We start from the raw sequence: 24,958 nt of genomic DNA on the forward strand, positions 1-24,958 counted from the left end.
ATAACTGCTACCGGGTGGTCATCGAACCCTGATTCCCGCCGCTTTGCTGCATGCTCTGGAAAGATGCCAGCATTTCATGGATGCTCCGACTGGTCCGGCAGGTTAATATTTCACTGAACAATGAACGGCTGTCCTGCTGCGTCAGGGAAAGCAGCCGTTCTTTAATGGGCAGTATGGCATGCGGCGACATGCTGAGCTCATCCACATCCAGGGCGAGCCAAATCGGAAGTGCCTTCAAATCCCCCGCCATTTCTCCGCACACACCGATATGAATACCGGCTTGCTTGGCTGCCTCCACAGTGAATTTCAACATCCTCAGAACAGCTGGATGATACGGCTCATACAGATGCGAGATTTGATCGTTCATCCGGTCGACGGCCAGCGTAAACTGAACAAGATCGTTGGTTCCTATACTGAAGAAATCCACCTCTTTCGCAAGCAAATCGGCTATCATCACGGCAGCCGGAAGCTCGATCATGATCCCCACTTCAATGTCCCCGTCATAAGCATGTCCTTCTTCCACAAGCTCGCGCTTCGCATCCGAGAGCAGCGAATTCGCCGTCTGAACCTCTTCGACCGATGAAATCAGCGGATACATAATTTTCACTTTACCAAAGGCGCTTGCGCGCAAAATGGCCCTCAGCTGAGTTTTGAAAAGCTCCGGTTTGTCCAGGCATATCCGGATCGCCCGATAACCCAGAAACGGATTCTCCTCCTCCGGAAGCTCAAAATAATCAAGCTGCTTATCCCCGCCGATATCCAATGTGCGAATAATCAAAGGCCGCCCGGCCAGCTTTTCCGCGACGCTCCGGTAAACTTCAAACTGTTCTTCCTCCATAGGCAGCCGGCTCCTGTCCATGTAGAGAAATTCCGTTCGGAACAGCCCAACGCCGCTCGTACCGCTGGCAAGCGCAATATCCAGCTCCTTGAGCGAGCTGATGTTGGCGCCAAGCTCTATCTCCTTGCCATCCTGGGTAACCGGCTGAAAGCTGACGATGCCTTTGAGCCGCTGGCTGGCTTCCTGCTGCTGCTTCTGCTGCTGGGCATAACGGTCGATCAGATGAGCCTCGGGGTCCAGATGAACAACTCCGGTGTCACCATCAATGATAAGCATATCTCCGGTTTGAATGGCATCTTCAATCTTCGTATCCAGTCCGACAACCAGCGGGATACCGAGCGCTCTGGCCATAATGGAGGAATGGGAGGTCGTGCTGCCAACAAGCGTAGCGATACCGAGCACATGGTTGGGATTCAAATGAGCCAGCTGTGAAGGCGAAAGCTCTTTGGCCACGAGTATGAAGGGCTGCGTATCGGACGGCAGTGTAATCTCCGGAGCGCCAAGCAGATGCTTGAGCAGCCGGTTGCCGACATCCTTGATATCCAAAGCCCGCTCCTTCATATATTCATCATCAAGCAGATCGAACATTGTGACAAAGTGGTCAATCGCCTCTTTTACCGCAACTTCGGCCGCCTTGTACTGCCGCTGGATGATGCCCTGAATCTCGTTCATAAAAACCGGATCCTCCAGAATGGCCAGATGGGCGTCGAAAATATAGCTTTCCTCCGTACCCACAACTTCGCGAAGCTCATCCTTCATTTGCTCGATTTCCACTTTCGAGGTACGGATGCCCTCGTATAGCCGCTCGAATTCACGAGCCAGATCCGCCACGTCGATTTTTTGCTCCGGCAAATCCCACTCCCAGTTCGGCAGAACAAATGATTTGCCGATTGCAATGCCTGATGATGCGCCAATTCCTTGAATCATGTCGTATCCCCCCCACTGCTTCTCTCTTTCAGAACGACTGACATTACAGATGCTTGCCCCCGTTTAACGCTCTTGAACGGAGCAAAACTCCATGAACGAACACGATCGGAATTCGTGATCACCATCGGTGTCGCCAGAGATTTGCCTTCCTTGCGGATTTGCTGCAGATCAAACGTGATAAGCAGCTGGCCCGGCTTCACCTGGTCGCCTTCCTTGACGATCGCATGGAATCCTTTGCCTTTGAGCTGTGAGGTGTCAATGCCGATATGCAGCAGCACATCCAGCCCCTCTGGCGTTCGAATACCGATGGCGTGCATGGATGGGTAAACATGGATGACCTTGCCCTTCACCGGAGAAACAAGCTCGCCTTTGTCCGGTATAAAAGCCACCCCGTCACCGACAAGCTTGCCCGCAAATATCGGATCGGGCACCTCGGTCAGGGGAATCATCCTCCCCTGCAGAGGCGAGCTGAACAGCACTCGTGTAATGTCCCGGCGGATTACCTTGTCCATCTCTTCCCGGATAAGCTCGGAATAGGTGCCGAAGACGATTTGTACATTGCCTCCGCCCAGCCGGATCACGCCGGCAGCGCCCAAATGCTTCAGCGCGTTGTTGTCCACCAGCCGGTCGCTGGCGACCTTAAGTCGAAGTCGGGTAATGCAGGCTTCCATTTGCAGTATATTTTCTTTGCCCCCGATCGCTTGCAGAATAAGCGGCGCCCGATAAGGGATATCGCCTGCCCACTCATCGAGCTGGGAGCCTTCCTCGCGGCCGGGAGTCGGAATACGGAAGCGCCGTATCGCCCAGCGGAACAGAAAATAATAAAGAAGTCCAAAGACGATGCCGATTGGAATAAGCAGCCAGCCTCTCGTCGCAAGATGCTCATTAATCAGAAAATCAATGGCCCCTGCCGAGAAGGAGAATCCATGTAAAATGCCCAACTCGTAAGTGAACCACATCATCAAGCCCGAAAGCAGCGCATGCACCACAAATAAATACGGCGCGACGAACAGAAAGGCAAACTCGATCGGCTCGGTTACCCCGGTCAGAAAAGACGAAAGCGCCGCAATCATAAAGGTTTTGCGGATCTTCGGCTTCAAATCCTCCCGCGCCTCGTGAATGATCGCGAAGGCAATGGCAGGCAGCGCAAACATCATCGTGGGATACAGCCCCGCCATAAAAGCTCCTGCGGTCGGGTCACCGGCAAAAAAGCGCGGCAGATCGCCGAAAAGGACGGAGCCGTCGCTCTGCTGGTAGCCGCCTACCTGGAACCAGAATACATGACTGACCAGGTGATGGAGGCCAAAAACAACCGTAATCCGCAGTACAAAACCGAAAAGAAAAACGCCGAAGCCCCCGCCAGAGGATACGATATCGCCAAGTACCATTAACCCTTCGTGCACACTTGGCGCAAGACGCACCATGACGATGGCCAGTATCGCTGAGAAGAAGCTTACAGCCAGCGGCACAAAACGAGGTCCGCCAAAAAACTGGATGTATTCCGGAAATTTGATCGATTTGAACCGTTCGTTGAAGATGCTCGTAACCACGCCAATAATGACTCCGGTAAATACAGTTGGCTCCAGCTCGTAATGACTGGCATTTATGATGCCCGTATAAATAAACATGCCTGCCAATGCCGCAAGGCCTGCAGCACCCGCATTGCTGGTCATGCCCATCGCCACACCGAACGCAAATAAATAGGGCAGAAAAGTGAATAACGCTTCACCCGCCATATGTAAATGGGACTGCATGCCTGGAAGTCCCAACGCGTCCCAAGGCAATGCACTGAGGCTGAGGAATACAGCCGCTCCCGGGAGCACGATGGTCGGCAGCATTAAAGATCGTCCAAGCTGCTGCAGGTGCCCCATTATGTTCATCCGTGAAACCCTCCCCTTTTTGTCGCCTATGCCGTATAGAATTTTTCTCTATTGATCGTAAGCGTTTGGCTCTGCTTTGTCAAAAAAAAACAGCGGACCCGCTGGTCCGCCGCTTCTTTGGTATTGGCCTGCCGTTTAACGCTGAAAGCCGCCAAAGGTATTTTGTGCGCCCTGGAAGGAGCTTGCCTGCGAGCCAGACGAATAACCAAGCCTGGAGAGAACCGGACCCGAATTCGAGACCGCGTTGGTGGCTTGGTATACTGGGTTTTGAGAAGTGTGCGCATTCGCCTGCGAGAAGTTGTTTTGGCTTTGCAGGTTGGAGCGGAAACCAAATTGGTTTTGCGGTTGATTGAATTGATTCTGGTTGAATTGGTTTTGGTTCATTTGATTCGTTGCGGCCGTGTAGCCGACATGCGAGATCACTGGTTGCTGCTGCATTTGGTTCGATTGATTGAACTGGTTTTGGTTCGATTGATTCGATCCTGCCGTGTAACCGGCATGCGAGATCACCGGCTGCTGCTGCATTTGGTTCGATTGATTGAACTGGTTGGTTGAATTGGAGCGGAAATTTTGATTGGCACTGTAGCCCCCAGTATGGGAAATCACCGGTTGGGATTGGTTGGCTTGGTGTGAAGATCCCATTGAGGAAAACTCAGTGTTAAATTGGTTTTGCGGTTGGTAATCCTGGTTAGCCGTGTAGCCTACATGAGAGATCACAGGCTGGTTTTGATTTTGATTACGGCTTTGATTGATTCCAAAGCTGTTGATTTGGGAAAAGCCTGCGCTTGAAGACATCCCCTGGTTTTGCTGCTTTGGCTGTCCTTGATATTGGGATTGAACATACCCAAGTGGCTGGAAGCTGTTCCGGCTGCCTTGGTTGCTAAACTGCTGCTGTCTGAACTGACTGTTTTGAAACCCGCCTTGCTGCGACATCGAGTTCATGTGTTGTCCTCCTTGGAATAAAAAAATGTCGACCTCCGGATGCCTTGTAGGCTGCACCTTCCAAAAGCCTTTCTTATTGTGGGAGAGACTGGCGTGAATTATGAATATGCAGCCCGTATAAATAATGGGCGGGTTTCAGGAAATTACCAGAAGCAAAATCTGCTTACGCCTTTGTTTTTCCATGCGGCAACAATAAGGAATCCTCCACTTTGATGCAGCGGTCCATAATGACCTTCAGGCCAGCGCGTTCCGCGATTTCGGCAGTCTCGTCATGGTAAACGCCAAGCTGGAGCCAGATGACTGCTGCCCCGATTGCTGCAGCCTCAGCCGCAATGGGCGGAGTATGCTCGCTGCGCCGGAATACATTGACCAGATCCACTTTCTCCGGGATATCCCGCAAGGAAGGGTAGGATTTCTCGCCCAGAATGGTATCGGCATTGGGGTTGACCGGAATGATCCGGTAGCCTTTGGCCTGCATCGCCTGCGACACCAAATAGGATGTGCGCTCGGGATTATCGGATAAGCCAACCACTGCGATCGTATTCGTTTGTTCCAGAATTTCCTTGATTTCCTCGCGTGAAGGGTTTTCAAATGCCATAAGAGACACACATCCTTTGGTTATAATGGTTTATAAGTTTTTCATATGGTCTATTCGATCCATTCGACATTGGCTCCCAGAATTTTCAAATGGTCAAAATATTGCGGATACGATTTGGCCACATGATGGGCATCGCGAATGCGCAAGGGCTGCTTGGCGCGGAGTCCGACAACAGTGAGCGCCATAATAACCCGATGGTCATAATGAGCGTTGATTTCAACTCCGCCCTCGACGCCCTCGGGACGGCCATGCACGATAATCTCGCTTTGACGCTCCTCGACATTCGCCCCGGCCTTGCGCAGCTCGTTCAAATAATCCGTAATTCTGTCGCATTCCTTATAACGCAGATTCTCCACATCGTAGAAACGCGAGGTTCCTTCCGCGAATACAGCGGCCGCCACCATGGCGAGCACCGCGTCGGTGGCTTTATCCCCGTCAAACTCAACTGCCTTGAGCTTGCCGTTGCCCTGAACGCGGACAACCCCTCCCTCATGTGTCAATGGAACCTCCATAGCGCGGAGCACATCGACGATGGCGCGTTCTCCCTGCTTGCTGTGCTCCTCCAGCCGGTGCAGCGTAACATCGGACTGGGTGACAGCAGCAGCTGCAAGAATAGCCGCAGAGCCGGGATAATCACCCTGGACGACGTACTTCTTGGCTTCATAGCTTTGTCCTCCGGGAATGCGGTAATGCATCAGATCATCGCTCGCTTCAATGACGATGCCCGCCTGCTCAAGCACTTCCAGCGTCTGTCCCACGACGACCTTGGATTTCAGATCATTCAGCACCTCGATTTCGCTGTCTTCCGCAAGAAGCGGCGTCAGAAACAGCAGCGCGCTTAAATATTGCGAGCTTACACTGCCGGAAACACGGATTTTTCCGCCCTTGGCCGCTCCTCCGCGAATCGTGATGGGAAGACGTCCCTGATCATGCCGGACCTCTACGCCCAACTGCCCCAGAGCATCAATCAGATCGTCATGCGGACGCTTGCCGAGCGAATCCGGGTAACGGTTAATGAAGGTAACATCCGGGCATAAGGCGGCAACTGCCATCAGGAAGCGTAGAACAGCGCCCGCATTTCCCACATCCAGCTCTTTGACATCCTTCGGGCTGCGGCCGAAGCCCGTGATGATCATCTTCTCGTCGTCTTCTTCGATGACCGCGCCCAGATCCCGGATACAGCGGCGCATGGCATCGCTGTCCTCGCTGTGGGCCGGATAGTAAACCGTGCTCGTTCCTTCCGCCAGCGCCGCAACGAGCAGGTAGCGGGTGGTGTAGTTTTTGGATGAGAGCGCCTGGATTTCTCCATGCAGTTTAGGGGTTGGGGTTACGAGAACGTCCATCTTTGAAATCATGCTCCTTTATTTAAGTTGGGTGGTCTATTGCTATTGCTGCAGGAAGGCTACGATCTTGTCCACCACTTCATGCGCATTGAGCTTGGATGTATCAATGGTCAGATGGGCAAAATCGTAAGCATGCTTGCGATCCTCCATAAGCTGGTTGACCCGCTGTCTCAGATCTCCCTGCAGGAGAGGACGCGAAGCGTCCTGGCTGACACGGGAAATGATCTGTTCCGCGTCCGCCGTAAGCGCCACCACCAAAGCGGAATCAAGCATCAATTCACAGTTGCTGGGAGCCAGCACCGCGCCTCCGCCAGTGGCGATGACCTTCCTCTCCTCATGGCTGAGCACATCGGCCAGCGCAGCCGTTTCCGCCTTCCGGAATGACGCCTCGCCGCGATGCGCGAAGATTTCCGGAATGCTTCTTCCTTCGCGGCGCTCAATCTCTGCGTCCACATCGATGGTCTCACAGTCCAGACGTCTGGCCAGCAGCTGGCTGACCGTTGACTTGCCTGTCCCCATAAATCCGACCAGTACAATATGGACTTGCTGCTTGTCCGCCATTCGTTAGCACACCTTCTTTATTTGCTGCAGATTGATTTTACACATGTTTGCTTATCATATCATTATTAGCGCAGATCGGGTATAAAAAAGTTCATCCTGCCGTAGAGATGATAATACCGCTACTGTTACCAATTATGCAAAGGAGGACGCCTATGGCATACAACCGGGAGCCGCATCTTTCGCTTGGACCTATGGGGCACTTGTTCAATCCCGATTATCCGCTTTGCCGTGAGGATGTGGTATGGATTTTGGAATTTATGAAAAAGAAAGTGGCTGACGAAGCGCCTGAATTACTCAGCCTTCCCCAGCCACAGCTATTAAAAATATTTCAATCCTTCTCCGAAGCCTCCATGATTCTGATCAAGCAGCGCAGCGGCTGCGGCCCGGAAGGGGACAGACTGCGGAGCTGCCTGATTGAAGGCGTTCTTGGCCTCTATCCTGCAGGCGCCAATTAATCGTGCAGGTGAAGCCAGTCAAAGTGGAAGGAGCCTTCCTTGTCCACACGCTTGAAGGTGTGAGCGCCAAAGTAGTCGCGCTGCGCCTGCAGCAGGTTAGCCGGAAGACGGGCGGTACGGTAGCTGTCGTAATAGGCCAGCGCGCTGGAGAACGCCGGAACCGGAACGCCATACTGAACCGCGGCGGCAACGACATCGCGCCACGCGCCCTGATACGATTCCACAATTTCCTGAAAGTAGGAATCCAGCAGCAGGTTGCGGAGCCCCGGCTCCCGATCGTATGCATCCTTGATGTTCTGCAGGAAACGGGCACGGATAATGCAGCCGCCACGGAAAATCATGGCGATGTCGCCGTAGCGCAGATCCCAGCCGAACTCTTCGGAGGCGGCGCGCATTTGAGCGAAGCCTTGTGCGTAGGAGCAGATTTTGCTGGCAAACAGCGCCTTTCGGATCGCTTCGATGAACGCGGTTTTGTCGCCTTGGAACGGAGCGCTTTGCGGGCCCTTCAGCCGTTTGCTGGCAGCCACGCGCTCTTCCTTGAGGGCAGACAGGAAACGCGAGAATACGGATTGGGTGATGATCGACAGCGGGACGCCAAGATCAAGCGAGCTTTGGCTAGTCCATTTGCCAGTACCCTTCTGGCCGGCTTCGTCCAGAATGACATCCACCATCGGCTGCTTCGTTTCCGGATCGTATTTGGAGAAAATATCCGCTGTGATTTCAATCAGGTAGCTGTCAAGCTCGCCTTTATTCCATTCGGTAAAGATGCTTTGCAGCTCCTCCGTCGAAACGCCCAAAACATTTTTGAGCAGATCGTAGGCTTCGCAAATCAGCTGCATATCGCCGTATTCAATTCCGTTGTGAACCATTTTGACATAGTGTCCTGCGCCATCAGGTCCAATGTATGTACAGCAAGGGTCGCCATTGACATGCGCGGAAATTGCAGTAAGGATGGGTTCAACCAGTTTATAGGCAGATTCCTGGCCGCCCGGCATGATGGACGGTCCTTTCAGCGCGCCTTCTTCGCCTCCGGAAACGCCTGTGCCGATAAAACGAATGCCTTGTCCTTCCAGATCCTTGCTGCGGCGCTGGGTATCAGGGAAAAAGGCATTGCCTCCGTCGATGATAATATCGCCTTCGTCCAGATGAGGGACAAGCGCGTCAATGGTAGCGTCCGTACCTTTGCCGGCTTGAACCATGATCAGAATTTTGCGGGGGGTTTCCAGTGATTCGACAAACTCCTCGATTGTAAATGTACCCACAAGATTTTTTCCGGCAGCTTCCTTGAGAAGATCGTCCGTTTTTTCGCGTGAGCGGTTGAAGACCGAGACAGTAAATCCTTTGCTTTCAATGTTGAGCGCAAGGTTTTTGCCCATTACGGCCAAACCAACTACACCAATTTGTTGTTTAGACATTGTGGTTTCCCATCCCTTATCTCATTTATAGTTGAGCTTCTATGCGTCTGTTGCAGCCTGTCCCCGAAAGGATTGGATTGTAACGCTTACGCACACAGTACTTTTATTTTACTCTTTTTGCAAGGGAATGAAAACCGGCGCCAAAAAAAATCAGCTTTTTGGACCAGGCGGGCTCTATCAGGGCCCGACTTTACTGGCCGCGACTGCATGATGCAGTCCGATAGCCGGCATAGCCGCGCGAAGACGCACGCCGGAAGCGGCGTACGTCAAGAGAACGGCGGTCCGGCCGCGCCGGATTATTCGCCGCGCTGGTAGGCGGCGATTTCCGCAAAAGCGGGAGCGAGCGCGCTGTACAGCGAGCGGTAGACCGGAAACAGGCGGTCATAGACGGCCGCCGCCTGAGGGTCCGGATCGCGGCGGTCAACGACCTCGACCGCCGCTGCAAGCCCGCGCAGGCCGTGCGGAGCCTGTCCGAGCGCGAACTGCGCCAGCATTGCGGCGCCGATGGCCGAAGCGTCCTCGGTGTCCGTGAGGGTAACCGGACAGCCGAATATATCGGCCATCATCTGCCGCAGCGCGCCCGAGCGGGCGAAGCCGCCCGAGGCGCGGATTTCCCGGAGCGGTCCGCCGCCGGAGCTTGCGGCGACCAGCTCGGCCACGGCGCGCAGGCCGAAGAGGATACCCTCCAGCGTGGCGCGGATCATATGCCGCCTGTCATGGTGAAGGGACAGGCCGATGTAGACCCCGCGCGCATTCTCGTCCCAATGCGGCGCCCGTTCTCCCGCCAGGTGCGGAAGGCTGAGCAGCCCTTCCGCTCCTGGCGGCGTTTCCATTGCGAGCGCAATCAGCTGCTCGTATGGATCAATTCCCTGCCCGGCCGCCGCAGCCGTTTCGGCCGGGAACAGCTTGTCGCGCAGCCAGCGCAGCACCACGCCGCCGCTGTTTACAGGCCCGCCGGCGATCCACAGGGAATCCGCCAGCGGATAGCAAAACAGCCGTCCTTCGCGATCTGCAGCCGGCGTATCCAGCGCGATGCGCACGGCGCCGCTCGTGCCGATTGTGACAGCGGCAATCCCGCTCTCGACCGCTCCCGCCCCCAGATTCGCGAGCACGCCATCCGCGGCGCCCACGATGACCGGCACGTCTGCCGACAGCAGCATGGCATCCGCGGCGGCCTGACGCAGTCCCTGCAGCACATGCTCCGACGGAACAAGCTGCGGCAGCTTGTCGAGCCCTACGCCGGCAAGCTGCAGAGCCTGCTCATCCCACTTGCGGTCTTCCAGGTGATAAAGGCCCGTTCCCCCGGCTACGGACTCGTCCATCAGATAAGGACCTTCGAACCAGCGGTGCAGCACAAATTCCTTGATTCCGATGAAGCAGCGGGCAGAAGCGAATATTTCCGGTTCGTTGTCGCGGAGCCACAGCAGCTTGCAAAGCGGGGTCATCGCATGAACGGGGACGCCCGTCCGCATCGTCAGTTTTCCGGCTTCCCCGCTGTCTCTGAGCTTCTTCGCATAACCGGCCGCTCTTAAGTCAGCCCATGTCACACAGGGCGTCAAAGCCTCTCCAGCCCCATCAACTGCGATTAATCCATGCATGGCCGAGCTGAATGTAAGGCAAGCCACCTCGTCAGCCTGAATACCGCCCTTGCGCATAACCTCACGGATTGACCGTTCCACCGCCTCGGCGATCAGGCCGGGGTCCTGTTCGAAATGTCCCGGATGGGGCTCGAGCAGAGGGTAGCCTTCTTCCGCCCTGGCACGGATCGAGACGCCCTCCTTCGATGCCTGCGCGCCTTTATAGCGGTCCGCGTTCAACGCCAGTACCTTGGTGCTCGTCGTCCCGATATCGACGGCTATAATAATCTTACCGGTTGCATTCCTCACCATCCGTCTCTCCTCCCGCAGCAAACCAAACAGCACTTTTTGCTATCGTTACATTGTAAAACATGCGGGCAAGCCGTGTAAACAATGGAACGGGCGGCATGCAAAAATAAGCCTTTTGGCGCGTAAGCTCCAAAAGGCTTATTTGAATGGGAAAGCTCCAATCCTCTTTCTATAATTCAAGCTGTATCATCTCAATCCTCAGCGACTGCAGCCGCTCTTTGGAAAGCGCCGCATCTTCATCGCGTTCCTCTTTGATCGCCTCATGCAGGACCGAAAGCTCATAATCCAGCTCATACCTCAGCACAACCGCCCGTTCTTCCGCACGTTTAGACTGAAAAGCCTGAATCATTTCTTCTACAGTGACCAATGGTTTCTTCTGGTAAATAATCCGATGCTCCATCCCGGACACCTCCACAAGTCGAATGATTTCGCCGAACATGATGCTTTCAATCACGATTTGGCGGTCCTTAAAGCGCTTAACAACCGCATGACCACGGGAATCGTTAATCAGCTTCTCAAGCAGCTCCGACAGTTTCTCATCCTTAATGATATAATCGCCGATGATTTTGTAACGGTTGCGCACTCTCTGAAACCGGAGCTTCACAAGCTTGCGCCCGCTGCGTACCGATATGAGAAAGTAAACGTCCGACTCGCTCCAATACAGCGAATAACCCTCCTGTATCAAATCCCGAATCAAATTCTGGATTTGCCGCCGGTCAAAACGCAGCTCCAGGTTGCAGTACTCCACTTCATGACTCTTGTTCATCGGCAACTCCTCCCCCCAGTGTTGATCCGTTGACGAAATGTTCTGAATATTCTTTCTTAATAACTATCTTATACTCCATCTTATGTTATGGCAACTTGGTTTATTGACTATTTTTAAACTTGTACCGCAAATTTGAATAATAAATTTCGATACCCTGCATGATTTCCCCAATTTTAAAGACAGGCGCCCGGCCCCATTCGCATGAGGTTGCGGCCGCCCTGTTCAACTTGCGTCTTGCTAATGGCTGATCGTCACTTTAATGCCCTGCCCGGTTAAAATACGCAGTACCTCCGGATCGGCCCGGTCATCTGTAATCAGATGATCGATTTGTTCACAGTCAGCGATGTGGGAGAACGCTCGAACGCCGAATTTGCTGTAATCGACAAGCAGGTATACTTCATCAGCCAAACCGATCATCTTCCGTTTCACCGCCGCCTGAAGCTCGCTGGATTCGCTTATTCCCCGCTCGGGATGAATGCCCTTGCCGGAAATAAAAGCCTTATTCACGTGGTACTGCTCCAAGTTGCTCTCTGCGAGAGGCCCTTGATAGGACAAGGAGCGGGGTGAAAGGATTCCCCCGGTGGAGAAGACCTGAATCTTCTCCTTCCCGGCGAGCTCCAGCGCTACCTTGATCGAATTGGTCAGAACGGTCAACGGGATATTCGGAAGCTCAGCCGCCATATAGTAAGCCGTGGTGCTTGCATCAAGCGCAATTTTGCTGTAGGGCTCGATTTGACCGACCGCTTCGGCAGCAATCCGTTTCTTCTCCGCTGCGTTCATAACCTCACGTTCAAAGTAAGGAATCTCGGCCTGCGCATCCTTCACGCTCATGGCGCCGCCGTGACTGCGCTCAAGCTTGCCTGTTTGCTCGAGCCGGTCCAGATCGCGCCGGATCGTCTCTTCGGTAACGCCGCACAGCTCGCTGAGCTCGCTCACCCGGATACTGCCCCGCTCATTGACGAGGCGGATGATTTTTGCATATCTTTCGGCTACCAACATAAACTTCAGTCCAATCCGAATAGTAAAAGCCACGGGCTTTATTTCCATTATTGCAGACCTGTGAGCTCCCGCCAAGTTCCGTATTGTTCTTCCCAGATACCAGAGTCATCCGGTGCATACACGTTCACAGCAAAGGATTCTCCGATCAGCTTGCGCACCCCGGCAATATCGGCAGCTTCACCGGAAGCGATAAACTGGACGGCAAGATTGCCCAGCGCGCTGCCTTCCGCAGGTCCTGCCCATACGGGCTTACCCAGCGCTCCCGCCGTAAAGCGGCAGAGCATTTCATTCTGAATGCCGCCGCCAACCATATGCAGTCCATCATAGACCGTCTCGCTCAGTTCTTGCGTTTTCTCCAGCACATAACGGTATTTCAAGGCAAGGCTCTCCAATACACAGCGGACAATCTCTCCATCCGATGCCGGAACCGGTTGACCGGTCTCCCGGCAATACGCGGCAATTTCCGAAGGCATATGCGCCGGATTCAGAAACCGCATGTCATCCGGATCAATCAGAGAGCGGAAAGGCTCGGATGCAGCTGCACGTCCAAGCAGGTCAGAGTATGCCAGCTTGCTGCCGCCTTCTCTTTCCCATGCCCGCTTGCTCTCTTCCAGCAGCCATAGACCCATGATGTTCTTAAGCAGCCGGTACGTCCCGTAGACGCCTCCTTCATTGGTGAAATTCAGCGCACGCGCATGCTCGCTCAGCACCGGCTCAAGAACTTCGGTACCCATCAGCGACCAGGTTCCACAGCTCAGATAAGCGAAGGACGGCTCGAGTGCCGGCACCCCTGCGACAGCTGATGCTGTGTCGTGCTCGCCAACGGCAATCAAAGGGATTGCGGCGGTGCCAAGCTCCTGCGCAATGGATTCGCTTAAAGCTCCGACAGCCGTGCCCGGCTGAACCGGAGGCAGCATAATCGCCGGATCGATGCCGATCGCCGTCAACAGCCGTTCATCCCAAAGCCCTGTTGCGGGATTGAGCGCCTGCGTAGTCGAGGCATTCGTGAACTCGCTGTGCATTTCACCGGATAGGAAGTAGCGCAGCAGATCAGGGATCATAAGCAGATGCTTTGCCTGCGCAAGCGACGGATTCCCGTCCCGCTTCATGGCATGGAGCTGGTACAGCGTATTAAAAGGGAGAAACTGAATCCCGCTGCGCGCGAATATCTCCGCTTCCGGCACGATTTCCAGCACCTCTTCGATGGCTGTCGTCGTATGGCCGTCCCGGTAATGATAGGGATTTGCCAGCAGCTCGCCATTGCTGCCGATCAAGCCAAAATCGACGGCCCAGGAATCAATGCCGATGCTGCCGATTTGCCCGTCCGCAGCACGCCAGGCACTGCGGATACCCTGTTTGATTTCGTGATACAGCCTTAAGATGTCCCAATAGAGACGCCCGCCAACCTGTACCGGCTCATTCGTGAACCGGTGCACCTCCCGGATGACGATCCGGCCCTCCTCGATCCATCCCAGCACTGCGCGTCCGCTGCCTGCGCCAAGATCGAATGCGAGCGCCTTCACCAGCTCGCTCCGCCTTTGCCGCGATGGGCAACGGACTCATAATAACCGCTTTCCCGAAAAGCCTTCATCGGATCAAGGGGCAGATTCTGCTCCTCGCGCACCGCATGCAGGAGCGGTGTTACATCGAACTCGAACGCGCTGCGCACTGCATCCTCGGCAGCCATGACATCCTGTGCTTCCTGTGCCGCATGCACCTCATCCAGATTGATCAGCAGAGCTTTGGCATACTGGGTCTGGACGTTTAATACGGAACGGATCATCGCCTGGATTTTCGGTTCAATGTTGTGACATTGATCGATCATATAGGCAATATCGTCGGCACCGCCGCGAATGCCGCTGTTCACGTCATTCGCCGCTTCAAGAATCTGATAGAAAATAAGGAATAATTCATAAGGATTAATCGCACCGACAATCAGATCATCGTCCGCATATTTGCGGCTGTTGAAGTGGAAGCCGCCCAGTCTTTGCTCATCCAGCAGGTAAGCGACAATATGCTCCACATTGGTACCAGGCGCATGGTGACCGGTATCGACGAGAACAGAAGCCTGTGCGCCGAGCTTGCCCGCCAGATTGTATGCCATGCCCCAATCGGCAAGATCCGTATGATAGAAAGCCGGTTCAAAAAATTTATATTCGATCAGCATCCGCATATCCGGCGTCAACGCCTTGTACATCTCGGCCAGCGCTTCATGCATCCACGCTTTGCGCCTGCGGATATCTGCCTGACCCGGATAGTTCGTGCCGTCCGCAAACCAGAGGCTGAGATCGCGGGAGCCTGTGGCTTTGGCGATATCTACACACTCCAGAAGATGGTCGGTCGCTTTGCGGCGGATAGCGGCATCAGAGTTGGTTACGCTGCCCAGCATATAATCCTCATCCTGAAACAAATTGGGATTAACGGCTCCGATTTGAAGACCGAGACCCTCCGCATGGCTGCGGAGCTTGTCGTAATCGTCCACTTTATCCCAAGGAATATGGATAGCTACCGACGGGCAGAGGCCTGTCAGCTTTTGCACTACGGCAGCATCATCGAATTTCTCGAACGGATTGCGGGGAACGCCGACCTTCTGGAACACTTTGAAGCGGGTTCCTGAATCGCCGTAGCCCCAAGAAGGTGTTTCAATACGAAGGGATTTCAGCTTTTCCTTGGCCTTGTTTATGTCGATGCCGCGACTCTTCTGCTGCTCTTCGAATAAAGCATAGGCGCGATCATTCATGGTACGTATCATCCTCTCATTCCCGGACTATTGGTTATCTCTTACCGGATAAGCCATCACCGACATTAAGGCATTGGCCGGCTGTGTCGCATCAAGTCTGCTGTATTGGACATAAACGGGAATATCGCTCATGACTTCCATCGCATAGGGAACACCCTTCGGGATGCTCTCAGAGCCGCTTCTGAGCAGCGCAGTACGCTGATGAAGCGTTCGTTTGGCCGGAACCAGCACCGTAATGCCTTCCAGCGGTTCACGGTCTTCAAAATAAACGTTGACGATCAATTGCGCGTCCATATGATTGGTATTCAGAACACAGATGGATTCGTGGCTCTCAAGCTCCCCGCTGCTTTGCGGTGGAATGTAACCGTCCGGGATCACCCATAATGTTTCGCCTTTTTTTGCAGCCAATGCGATTTCCTCCTTGTAAGAAAAGCGGATAGTTAATTTAGCGTGTGAATGCCGCCGGCACTCCGCCATCGATCGTCAGCATGCAGCCTGTTGTTTTGGCTGATTTCGATGAGGCGAAGAAAGCTACGCCCTCAGCGATGTCGGAAGGATAGATGTTCACAAGCAGTGTTGTCCGGTTGCGGTAGTGTGCTTCCAGCTGATCCGGCTCGATGCCGTATGCCGCTGCGCGCTCATTGCGCCAATTGGAATTCCAGATTGCAGATCCCTGAAGAATGGCATCAGGAAGAATAGTGTTCACTCGGATGCCGTCCGCTCCGCCTTCCGCTGCGATGCAGCGTGCAAGATGCGCTTCAAGCGCTTTGGCCGAGCTGTACGCCGTAACGCTTTTGCCAGCAAAGATCGAGTTCTTGGAGCCGATAAATACCATGCTGCCGCCAATGCTTTGAGTTTTCATGATTTTGAAAGCTTCGCGCGCAACAAGGAAATAGCCGGTTCCCAGCACGTTCATGTTCAGATTCCATTCTTTCAGCGATGTTTCCTCGAACGGGCTGGAGGTGGCAAGCCCTGCGTTGTTCACCAGAATGTCCACCCCTCCGTAATACAAGGCGGATTCAGCGAAAGCGGCTATAACCTGCTCTTCGCTTGTCACATCCATCTTCACGGCGAGAGCGCGGCCTTCGCCATGCTTGGCGTTAATATCGTCCGCAACCTTCTGTGCGCCTTCAAGATTGAGGTCGGCAAGCACGACATGCGCGCCTTCCGATACCAGACGGCGGGCCGTTTCGCTGCCAATTCCGCCCGCTCCGCCGGTAATGAAGGCGATTTTGCGGGAGAATTCGGTTTCGGCCGGCGCAAGCGTCAGCTTGTACAGCTCAAGGGGCCAGTATTCTACATTATACGACTCATTTTCGCTGAGCGATACAAAGGAGCCAAGCGCTGTCGCGCCGCGCATAACCGCAATGGCACGATGATAAAGCGCACCGCTGACCTGAGCATTGGCGCGGGATTTGCCAGTGTTGAACATGCCGATGCCCGGGATCAGAATCACGCGTGGAGCCGCCTCGAACATGACGTCGCCTTCGTTCTTGTTGCGTTCAAAGTAAGCTGTATATTCTGCTTTGAATGCGGCAATACCTTCTTTTACGCTTTGAATCAGTGTTTCCCGGGTTCCTGATGCCGGATCCCATTCAATGTACAGCGGCGTCATTTTGGTATGAACCAGATGATCGGGGCAGGCTGCGCCAACCTGGGAGAGCTTTGCCGAATCGCGGCCATTGACGAACTCCAACACATCAGCCTCATCATCGAAGACGGCCAGCATAGGCTTCTCCGCGCTGACTGCGCCGCGGATCGTCGGCATGACGGCAGCAGCAAGCTCGCGTCTTTTGCCAGCTTCCAGAGAGCTGTAGCGCGCGCCTCCGAATACGGCGTTCTCATCGATGCGGCCTGCGATATATTCCTCCGCCTCGGTAATGATTTGCAGCGTTTTGTTGTAGGCTTCCTCAGAGGTTTCCCCCCATGTCACCAGACCATGCTTCTCCATCAGCACAAGCTCGGCTTTGGGGTTGGCAAGCACCCCTTCCGCGATCATTTTCGACAGGGTAAAGCCGGGACGGACATAGGGAACCCAGACGAAACGGTCGCCGAAGATTTCTACTGCCAGCTCGCGGCCATTGTCGGTACAGCACAGGCTGATGATAGAGTCCGGATGAGTATGATCCACATGCTTGAAAGGAAGGAAGGCGTGCAGCAGAGTTTCTATGGATGCGCGCGGGTGCTTGCTGTCGATCATGCAATTCGCCAGATAAGCGACCATGTCTTCATCGGACATGCTCTCAAGCTCGAATAATGGACGGATATCCTCCATGCGCAGAGCCGTGAAATTTTTCGCTTTCATAGAGGCCAGATCGGAGCCGCTTCCTTTGACATACATGACTTCGACATCGCGGCCGCGGAAATCCTTCACAACCGTCTTCATTGATGTATTGCCGCCGCCCCAGTTGCATACGGTCCGGTCAGTGCCGATCAGATTGGAACGATAAACAAGTTCTTCGACGCCGCTTTCAAGTGCAGATGCTTTTTGCGATTCCCATAATGATTTAGCCATGTTTTGTCATCACCTTTGTTTTTGATTGTTTTATTTTGTTTGTGTTTGTTTTTATGGTATCACAGCTTTGGTTTTCTGTATATACAAAAATAAGGCATATTCGCGATAAACGAATATGCCTTATTTTATAGAGGTACCGAAGTAAATCCGCTATACAAACCACTGGTTCAGAATCAACCCGAATGCAACAGCGCTGACCACCGCTCCGGCAAAGCTGAACCAGCCTGTGCGGATTTTATGCTGAAACATACGCAGAATCCCGAAGCTCAGCAGTGAAAAGATAAGCAGGATGAATATGGCTCCCGTGGCAAACAAACCACCGGATATGGCACTGATATCTCCAACTGTCAATTCGACCACTCCTTTTGCTTTTTCCGACCATTAGCATCTATTATAAGCGATTGATCCGGCTTTTTTCCACCTGCCGCCAACCTGAAGATGGGACAAATTATTGACATTTTACATGCTGCTTCGCCAAAGCTCCTGTCGCAACCCGGGCTTGTCCCTGTAAAAGGCAAACGCCTCCCCCTTCAGCTCCCATGGATTTTGGCTTCGAAAGATCGCTTATTGCGGGGACGTTTGCGCAGCCGGACCTTCAGCTGAGTGCCGTCATAGCTGGCTTGACAAGAGTCGGGAATCACCATCCTGGGCAGCTTGATGACTTCCGTTTCCCCCTCCCGGTGACCAGACAGCCTGATGCGGTCTTCCTGTGCAACCAGCCTGATCCGGCTCAAGTCAGCATTCCCGCCAAGCGGATATATAATGATTATATATTGTTTGGACTCTGTGATCTCCGCCCTGGATGCGTTTAGTACCGACGATGAAGCTGGAATCGCCTTGACCATCATGCTCCGGACATAATCGCCAATCCAGTCAGGCTGGCTAAGCATATCAAAGTCTTTGGGAAGCCGCTGCTTCTCCATCCATTTCTCCAGATCGTCAAACCCCTCTGCCATATCGATTGATACCTCCGCTCCAGAATCGCCTGTTTAATATATGCCGGCATCAAATGCGCTGCCACTCCATCACCCAAAAAAAGATCTGCAGTTGACACGCAAAAGGAACCACTGGGCGCTTGCCGCATAGGATGTAACATCAGCTTTGGATGCGAGGAAGCTGCCCTTAAGCAGCAATGGCAATTTCAGCCTATAAGAAAGGGAGTGGGAAACAATGCCTGCTGTCATCGGTTTTGTCAATTTCATCCGGGTGGGCTCAAGCCCATTCATCCCGTCAAGTGATTCCTTCCAGAGAAAGCCTTCGGGCATATCGATAACCTATGCCGGTCCAGGATCGTTCCTCACAGGCAGTCCGGCCAATGCCGATCATGCCGTCAGCGCGGCGGATACCTCTGAACCGGATATTGCAGACAGCATAAAATCCCAAGCGGGGTGAGTCATCTCCATGAATTGGACTGTTCATCAAAACATCACCATTCACCAGCTGCGGGTGGATAGCGTTACGAATTCATCTGTCCTTCAGATCGGCACAGCGGGATCTGTGCGCTCCCTGTCCCAGCTCTACAATACCGGGGGCTTTACCGGTCCTGCGCCGCAATTCGGCGAAGAAAATCCGCTTTCCTTTGTTCCTCTGCCCAATCCGGTTTAGCTATTAAGTCCTTCAGGAGGTGCGTATCATGCAATCCTATAACGAACCCGCCTATTCCCCCCAACAGGTGTGGATGGCATGGTCCCAAAGGGTTCAACAGCTGCACATCCGACTGGAAGCACAGCAAGCCGCAATCGATTCGCTCAGCAAACAGGTGGAAAGCTTAAACGAACGGTTGAAATCCGCAGAGACAAAGCCGCAGTATCATATCGACCGCATGGAATATCATTTTGACCAGTTGAAGGTGGAGAAGCTGGATGGAACGCTGAACATCGGCATGACCCCTCCCAGCGAGGAGAAAATGAAGGAGATCGGCCAGCTTGTCATTCCCGGCGCTCCTTCGCCTGCGGCCGTCCCCCCAGCCTCTGCCTTTACATCTGATAACGGTGCTTTACCCCTCGGGGATGTGAACGATCAGGCGCTTAGCGGCCCCAATCAGTTCCCATCCGCATTTGCCTCGGGCGCGCCGGATGCGACCATGCCTGGTCCACCATATCCCGAAATCCGCCGCGATATTGATTTTTATCTGAGTACGCGGGCGCCTGTCATTCTCTCGCAGCTTGAAGCAAGTTATGGCATCACGCTTGACCCCTTCCACCGCAAATTGATTGTGGAGGATATCCGCAAGCAAATGAGTCCCCGGATTCAATATTATATAAATGTCGCACTGCCCAAAGGAAAGACAAATGACCAAAACCCGCCCCAGATTACGGATGAGCTGAAGTCGGATATCATCCAGAAGACAACCCGCGATATCGATGCGGCGCTTCAGAGCTATGTAACCAGCCTTGCGTCCCAAGCAACCAACAAGAATGAATAGGAGAAAAGCTGCCATGAATTTGAATGTTGTGAATCATGCATTGTCAGTAGGCTGCATCCAGCTCACCGCTGTGGCCAGTGCTTCCATCCTGCAGGTCGGGGATACCGGGCAAATCAATCTCTATTCCATGTTCGATACGCCGCCGGAATCGGTTATTGTGGGTCCGCTCGTACCGCTATCCGCGCCTGCTGACTCACAAGAAGCGGAGGCTGAGGATTCCGCCAGTAATCCCGATACCGAGAGCAGTTCGTCATGAGCATGAGAACACCCCAGAATCCGGGTAACGATTCGAACCTCTGTTATCCCATCCGTGTATCGGAGCTTGGCTACCTTTATCTGATCAGTGCTGGCGACGCTTCCGTCGTGCAATTCGGAGACCGGGCGGAGGTGAATGCTTCTTTGAGGGCATTGGCTGTTCAAAGAGAAAGCGATCATGAGTCGAAAAATGATGTCTACTTTGAAGCCTATTCTATCTATAACCGGCCGAGGCAGGTTTTTCCCGAAAAGCCGGGTTCGGCTGAAGAGGACGATGATGTGCAGATGACAACTTGTCATAGACAGCCTGCCATCCGTGTTGGCTGCATCCAGATTATCGCCATAAGCGCTGCTGCGAACATTCTGATCGGCAACGGCCTGACTGAAACCGCTGAGTCCCGCATCAAGAATATTCGTCAATTCGCCGAGCCCCTCCCTTCCCCGGGACTGCCGGAAGCCCCGCCCTGATATCACCGCTCTGCCAAGCCCGCCTTTATATCAATTGCATATAGGATATATAACCAATTGCAAATGCATACGGTATAAAACGTCCAAACGATGCGGATTGGTCATACAAATATGTGATAACAAACATCACAAATCAAACACTCAGGAGGTATGCAATATGGGATACCCAGGTGGGGTTGGCGGCGTAGGCTGCGGACCAGTAGTCGGCGGCATATGGGGATGTACAGGCGTAGTCCTTGTGCTCTTCATTCTATTGGTCATTATTCTTCGTGCCGGCGTATATTAAGTTAAGCAGCCAATATGGAATCAACAATCCGCGATGTCTGGACCATGTGGAATGCTTCCGCATGAGCTCTCTGCTCTTGACCGGAAGGTGAGATTTCCTGCCAACAATATGATATAAACATGATCCAGACACTATAAATCAAAGAAGAGCCCCGCTTTCCGCGAGAGGCTCTTCTTTGATTTTTGTGAACTGTACGACCCACTATTTTACTACAGCCAGTTCAGCATATTTGGCGGCGTAGCGGCTGACGGTCTGCACATAAGTAGCATGCGACCAGGTAAGCGGCGCCACGGAAAGCGGCGTTCCGTCTCCCGGGTGAACCTGCTCCGGCAGCAGACCGCTGGACAAGGCATGCTCGATAGCCCATTCCAGCGCCTTGCGCGGACCTTCCAGGTCGGCCAGACCTTGTGCAGATTCAATATCAAAGTTGGCGATCCACAACGTACATATAATCCATGGATTGCCCGGCACATTATCGATATCTCCCGATTGCTGGAAGTAGTAGTCATTCGTGTATCTTGCAACCCCGCCTATCCCGTTGCGGATCGACAGGCCCTCCCGGATCGCATTCATCGTGCTGACTACTCTGCTGTCATCGACAGGCAGAACGCCGAAGTCCCAAATACCGAACAAGCTGCTTTCCAGCGTCATATCCTTCACCCAGAAATTATCTTTCTGGATCAGTCCGCGCGCAAAACGTCCGGTTTCCTCATCCCATAAATGCTTCAGCATTCCTTCCTTAATCATCCTGGCGGTATCGCGGAAATGATCGCTCCGCTCGTAATCGCCAAACAATTCCGTAAAAAATGCCCCTGCCATCAGACCGCCGTATACGGAAGCCACGGTATACGTCCATATCCCGTAACGTTCCTCCCATAAATCATAGCTGGGCTTGGGCAGAGACAAGGCCGGCTCAATATATTCGCTCAAAAATGCCGCACCCTTGCGGATCAGATTATTGTAGAGCGACTGCGGCAGCTCGATAACTTGATTGCGGATGTAATCCTTCCACAAGGCAAACAGAACCAGCGCCGTTTCATCCTCCTGGATCGGAAGTCTGCGGCTTCCCTGTACAATATAAGGATGCCAGCTGGAGCCAACAGTCCCATCGGGATTGTATTTATGGAACAAATAACCTTCGGGCGAGAGCGTCTGTGCGCAAAAGTGGAAGAACGGCGCAATGACACTCTGGAAGCCTGCCGCCGACATGGCATCGGCAATAAGCGCTCCGTCCCTTGGCCACATATAGCTGTAATGATCGCGGTTATACTGCAGAATATCGGTATCATTGGCAGCTACGATGGCTCCGCGCTCATCTGTCTGCGTGCGTACGATCAGCAGGCTAAGCCTGAACATTCTCGCAACCTCCGGCGGAAGATCTCCCAGATCGATCTCCGCCCGGTGGAGCCAATGCTTCCAGTAAATCACAATCCGGCTGAGCAGCTTCTCCGGATGGCTGTCCTGCACATATTGGTTGAGACTTTTAACTTCTTCGAGATCCTTGCCGATCGACATCCAGTAATACACGGTTTTCTCTCCGCCAGCCGGCACGACCGTACGGAAGCTCATCGTGCTGTCAACGGAGCCCTGCGAGATGGAATTGCCCATCAAGGTGCCGTCCTCCGCATCCCGCCATGTGCCTTCGGCCGAGTGGAACCGCTTGATGCCGGTCGTATACTGCACCATCCCGCCTTCGTCCGAGAAGCCGTTAAACATAAAGTATGAGGACCTTTTGTAATGAAACAGGGTATGATTATCCGGATAATACGCTGCCGTATCTCCTACCTCGGAGCCGTCAATCATCAAATCCTGATGGAAGAACAGGCGGAATTCCCGCTCATCGTCCGCTTTATTTCTTATGACGACCCGCTTCAGGTAAATAGATTCACGCTGATGGATGCCGTCATTAATATGCAGCTCCACAGCAAGGCGATCATTCCGCGCGATAATGTTCGTGACGAGCGAATCCTCAACATAGCCAAGCTCGAACGTCCAATCGGGCTCTTCCAGCCAGGAGAATTGCCCGGCCGCCCAAATGCCGAAGCGGCAGTATTGTCCCCCCACATGATTCAGCTGACCGACAAAGGGATAATAAATGTCGCGGATATAACAATTCTGATCCAGATTAACGAGGATTTTACCATTGCCAATCACAAGATGGCGAGCCATAGTCAGTTCTCCTTTCGATTCGACAGAATTTCATCGTACAGATTCATATAAGACTTCGCGGACTTCGTCCAGCTGCAGTCGTCCCTGGCTCCATTGGCGACAATTTTCTGCCACGCCACCTCGTCCCGATAGAACGAGAGCGCTCTGCGCACCGTGAAGAGCAAATCATGCGCATTATAATGCGTGAAGGTGAAGCCGTTTCCTTGTCCCGTAAACTCATTATACGAGATCACCGTGTCCTTGAGACCACCGGTCTCACGGGCTATCGGAACCGAGCGGTAGCGCAGCGCAATCAGCTGGCTGAGGCCGCAGGGCTCGAACTGCGAGGGCATCAGGTACATATCGCTTCCGGCATAGATCCGTCTTGCCAGGCCGTCATTAAAGCCCAGCCAGACGGCGAGCTTGCCGGGATGTCTCCGCGCTGCATCGTTGAACAGCTGCTCGTACCGCCAGTCCCCTGACCCCAGCACCGCAATCTGCACATCCTCCTGCAGAATCTCCTCCAGCACCGCCTCCACCAGATCAAAACCCTTCTGGTCCACAAGCCGGGAAACCACGCCAATCAGCGGCATGCTCTCGGATTCAGCAAGTCCCAGCTCACGCTGCAGGTTCAGCTTGTTTTTTCGTTTGCGCGGCAATGATCCTCTGTAAGGAACCTGAAGAGCCGCATCATTCATGGGATCGAAGGAAACCGTATCGATGCCGTTCACGATACCGGTCAGATCTCCCGAGCGCTGACGAAGCAGCCCATCCAGCAGCTCGCCGTAGGCTTCCGTCTGTATTTCCTGCGCATAGGTGGGACTGACGGTTGTCAGCTTGTCCGCATAGAGAAGACCGGCCTTCATGCAGCTCCCGCCGCCATAGAATTCAATGCCCTCCGAGCCAAACAGCTCATCTCCGCTGCCGAGCAGGTCCATCAATTGCTGCTGTCCGAACACACCCTGGTAACGCAAATTATGTATGGTGTATACAGTTGCTATATTCCGGGTGATCGTCTCATCCCGGTACCTCGTTTTGAGCAGGAACGGAACGAGCCCGGTTTGCCAGTCATGGCAGTGAACGAGATCAGGGCGATAATCCATATGAAACAACGATTCCGCCACCGCAGATGAGAAAAATACGAAGCGTTCGGCATCGTCGCCGTAGCCGTAAAGCCCGCCGCGCTTGAAGTAATACTCGTTGTCAATCAAATAATAAACGATTCCGTCGATTTCTCCCTTTAAAAGGCCGCAGTACTGATCGCGCCAGCCCAGCCGTACATGGAATTCAGCAATCCGTTCAAAACCGGCAAGCAGCGCTTCCGGCATCGCTTCATATTTGGGGAGAATGACACGGACTTCTGCGCCATTCTCCTTCAAAGCGGCAGGCAAAGACCCGGCAACATCGGCCAGGCCTCCGGTTTTGATCAGCGGCACCGCTTCAGAAGCGGCAAACAGGATATTCATCGTATGATTCCACCTCTATTTCTCTATCTGCCCTATCCAATCCAT

Annotated in this window: 25 protein-coding genes; 7 read left to right on the forward strand and 18 right to left on the reverse strand. The window is 53.6% G+C overall.

Annotated elements, in window-relative coordinates; translation table 11 throughout:
- Positions 1-7 precede the first annotated feature (7 nt).
- The 6 genes from ptsP to ACFOLF_RS02585 all read right to left on the reverse strand — a co-directional run bounded on the left by ptsP (position 8) and on the right by ACFOLF_RS02585 (position 7,089).
- Complete coding sequence (gene ptsP / locus ACFOLF_RS02560) at positions 8-1,765, reverse strand: phosphoenolpyruvate--protein phosphotransferase (RefSeq protein WP_210039963.1); 1,758 nt, start codon at positions 1,763-1,765, stop codon at positions 8-10.
- Positions 1,762-3,645 carry a glucose PTS transporter subunit IIA gene (locus ACFOLF_RS02565; RefSeq protein WP_210039962.1) on the reverse strand — a complete coding sequence of 628 codons (1,884 nt, stop codon included), beginning with the start codon at positions 3,643-3,645 and terminating at the stop codon, positions 1,762-1,764. The genes ptsP and ACFOLF_RS02565 overlap by 4 nt, the downstream gene beginning before the upstream one ends.
- Before the next feature lie 135 nt (positions 3,646-3,780).
- Complete coding sequence (locus ACFOLF_RS02570) at positions 3,781-4,587, reverse strand: hypothetical protein (protein ID WP_210039961.1); 807 nt, start codon at positions 4,585-4,587, stop codon at positions 3,781-3,783.
- Positions 4,588-4,750: 163 nt separating this feature from the next.
- The gene (locus tag ACFOLF_RS02575) at positions 4,751-5,185 is read right to left on the reverse strand and encodes a CoA-binding protein (protein ID WP_210039960.1); all 435 of its coding nucleotides are present in this window, start codon (positions 5,183-5,185) and stop codon (positions 4,751-4,753) included.
- Between the two features lie 50 nt (positions 5,186-5,235).
- A complete protein-coding gene (aroA, locus tag ACFOLF_RS02580; RefSeq protein WP_210039959.1) occupies positions 5,236-6,528 on the reverse strand; it encodes a 3-phosphoshikimate 1-carboxyvinyltransferase in 1,293 nt (430 codons plus the stop codon).
- A gap of 42 nt (positions 6,529-6,570) precedes the next feature.
- Positions 6,571-7,089 carry a shikimate kinase gene (locus ACFOLF_RS02585; protein ID WP_210039958.1) on the reverse strand — a complete coding sequence of 173 codons (519 nt, stop codon included), beginning with the start codon at positions 7,087-7,089 and terminating at the stop codon, positions 6,571-6,573.
- A gap of 152 nt (positions 7,090-7,241) precedes the next feature.
- Between ACFOLF_RS02585 and ACFOLF_RS02590 the strand changes: the two genes are divergently transcribed.
- The gene (locus tag ACFOLF_RS02590; RefSeq protein ID WP_210039957.1) at positions 7,242-7,544 is read left to right on the forward strand and encodes a hypothetical protein; all 303 of its coding nucleotides are present in this window, start codon (positions 7,242-7,244) and stop codon (positions 7,542-7,544) included.
- On the opposite strand, the gene gndA is transcribed toward ACFOLF_RS02590, so the two are convergent.
- The 10 genes from gndA to ACFOLF_RS02640 all read right to left on the reverse strand — a co-directional run bounded on the left by gndA (position 7,541) and on the right by ACFOLF_RS02640 (position 18,821).
- Complete coding sequence (gene gndA / locus ACFOLF_RS02595; RefSeq protein ID WP_210039956.1) at positions 7,541-8,959, reverse strand: NADP-dependent phosphogluconate dehydrogenase; 1,419 nt, start codon at positions 8,957-8,959, stop codon at positions 7,541-7,543. The genes ACFOLF_RS02590 and gndA overlap by 4 nt on opposite strands.
- Positions 8,960-9,255: 296 nt before the next feature.
- Positions 9,256-10,848 (reverse strand): gluconokinase, encoded by a 1,593-nt coding sequence (locus ACFOLF_RS02600; RefSeq protein WP_210039955.1) that lies wholly within the window; start codon positions 10,846-10,848, stop codon positions 9,256-9,258.
- A gap of 166 nt (positions 10,849-11,014) precedes the next feature.
- On the reverse strand, positions 11,015-11,611 hold the full coding sequence (locus ACFOLF_RS02605) for a hypothetical protein (RefSeq protein WP_210039954.1): 597 nt from the start codon (positions 11,609-11,611) through the stop codon (positions 11,015-11,017).
- 237 nt (positions 11,612-11,848) lie between these two features.
- Positions 11,849-12,610 carry a DeoR/GlpR family DNA-binding transcription regulator gene (locus tag ACFOLF_RS02610; RefSeq protein ID WP_210040020.1) on the reverse strand — a complete coding sequence of 254 codons (762 nt, stop codon included), beginning with the start codon at positions 12,608-12,610 and terminating at the stop codon, positions 11,849-11,851.
- A 47-nt stretch (positions 12,611-12,657) separates the two neighbouring features.
- Positions 12,658-14,133, reverse strand: coding sequence for a rhamnulokinase (locus ACFOLF_RS02615; RefSeq protein ID WP_210039953.1), 1,476 nt, complete (start codon positions 14,131-14,133; stop codon positions 12,658-12,660).
- Positions 14,130-15,350, reverse strand: coding sequence for an L-rhamnose isomerase (gene rhaI, locus ACFOLF_RS02620; protein WP_210039952.1), 1,221 nt, complete (start codon positions 15,348-15,350; stop codon positions 14,130-14,132). Before rhaI ends, ACFOLF_RS02615 begins: the two co-directional genes overlap by 4 nt.
- Before the next feature lie 27 nt (positions 15,351-15,377).
- Positions 15,378-15,758 carry a sensory rhodopsin transducer gene (locus ACFOLF_RS02625; RefSeq protein ID WP_379113342.1) on the reverse strand — a complete coding sequence of 127 codons (381 nt, stop codon included), beginning with the start codon at positions 15,756-15,758 and terminating at the stop codon, positions 15,378-15,380.
- 37 nt (positions 15,759-15,795) lie between these two features.
- The gene (locus ACFOLF_RS02630; RefSeq protein WP_210039950.1) at positions 15,796-17,865 is read right to left on the reverse strand and encodes a bifunctional aldolase/short-chain dehydrogenase; all 2,070 of its coding nucleotides are present in this window, start codon (positions 17,863-17,865) and stop codon (positions 15,796-15,798) included.
- A gap of 150 nt (positions 17,866-18,015) precedes the next feature.
- Positions 18,016-18,216, reverse strand: coding sequence for a hypothetical protein (locus ACFOLF_RS02635; RefSeq protein WP_210039949.1), 201 nt, complete (start codon positions 18,214-18,216; stop codon positions 18,016-18,018).
- A 179-nt stretch (positions 18,217-18,395) separates the two neighbouring features.
- The gene (locus ACFOLF_RS02640) at positions 18,396-18,821 is read right to left on the reverse strand and encodes an Hsp20/alpha crystallin family protein (protein ID WP_210039948.1); all 426 of its coding nucleotides are present in this window, start codon (positions 18,819-18,821) and stop codon (positions 18,396-18,398) included.
- A gap of 214 nt (positions 18,822-19,035) precedes the next feature.
- On the opposite strand from ACFOLF_RS02640, the gene ACFOLF_RS02645 reads away from it, so the two are divergent.
- The 6 genes from ACFOLF_RS02645 to ACFOLF_RS02670 all read left to right on the forward strand — a co-directional run bounded on the left by ACFOLF_RS02645 (position 19,036) and on the right by ACFOLF_RS02670 (position 21,299).
- Positions 19,036-19,257: a spore germination protein gene (locus ACFOLF_RS02645; RefSeq protein WP_210039947.1), complete on the forward strand. Its 222-nt coding sequence runs from the start codon at positions 19,036-19,038 to the stop codon at positions 19,255-19,257.
- 9 nt (positions 19,258-19,266) lie between these two features.
- The gene (locus ACFOLF_RS02650; RefSeq protein ID WP_210039946.1) at positions 19,267-19,470 is read left to right on the forward strand and encodes a spore germination protein GerPB; all 204 of its coding nucleotides are present in this window, start codon (positions 19,267-19,269) and stop codon (positions 19,468-19,470) included.
- Positions 19,471-19,498: 28 nt separating this feature from the next.
- Positions 19,499-20,290, forward strand: a complete 792-nt coding sequence (gene gerPC, locus ACFOLF_RS02655) for a spore germination protein GerPC (protein WP_210039945.1) — start codon at positions 19,499-19,501, stop codon at positions 20,288-20,290.
- 13 nt (positions 20,291-20,303) lie between these two features.
- Positions 20,304-20,546: a spore gernimation protein GerPD gene (locus ACFOLF_RS02660; RefSeq protein ID WP_210039944.1), complete on the forward strand. Its 243-nt coding sequence runs from the start codon at positions 20,304-20,306 to the stop codon at positions 20,544-20,546.
- Positions 20,543-21,013, forward strand: coding sequence for a spore germination protein GerPE (locus ACFOLF_RS02665; protein WP_210039943.1), 471 nt, complete (start codon positions 20,543-20,545; stop codon positions 21,011-21,013). The genes ACFOLF_RS02660 and ACFOLF_RS02665 overlap by 4 nt, the downstream gene beginning before the upstream one ends.
- A gap of 157 nt (positions 21,014-21,170) precedes the next feature.
- Positions 21,171-21,299, forward strand: a complete 129-nt coding sequence (locus tag ACFOLF_RS02670; protein WP_210039942.1) for a sporulation protein YjcZ — start codon at positions 21,171-21,173, stop codon at positions 21,297-21,299.
- Positions 21,300-21,500: 201 nt separating this feature from the next.
- Here ACFOLF_RS02670 and ACFOLF_RS02675 read toward each other — a convergent pair whose 3' ends face one another.
- Both ACFOLF_RS02675 and glgA read right to left on the reverse strand, forming a co-directional pair.
- Positions 21,501-23,468: a glycoside hydrolase family 15 protein gene (locus tag ACFOLF_RS02675; RefSeq protein WP_210039941.1), complete on the reverse strand. Its 1,968-nt coding sequence runs from the start codon at positions 23,466-23,468 to the stop codon at positions 21,501-21,503.
- A 2-nt stretch (positions 23,469-23,470) separates the two neighbouring features.
- The gene (gene glgA / locus ACFOLF_RS02680) at positions 23,471-24,913 is read right to left on the reverse strand and encodes a glycogen synthase GlgA (RefSeq protein WP_210039940.1); all 1,443 of its coding nucleotides are present in this window, start codon (positions 24,911-24,913) and stop codon (positions 23,471-23,473) included.
- Between the last annotated feature and the right edge of the window lie 45 nt (positions 24,914-24,958).

Origin of the sequence: Paenibacillus sepulcri (genome assembly GCF_042647105.1) — a bacterium.
In the GTDB taxonomy this organism is placed as follows: domain Bacteria; phylum Bacillota; class Bacilli; order Paenibacillales; family Paenibacillaceae; genus Paenibacillus_Z; species Paenibacillus_Z sepulcri.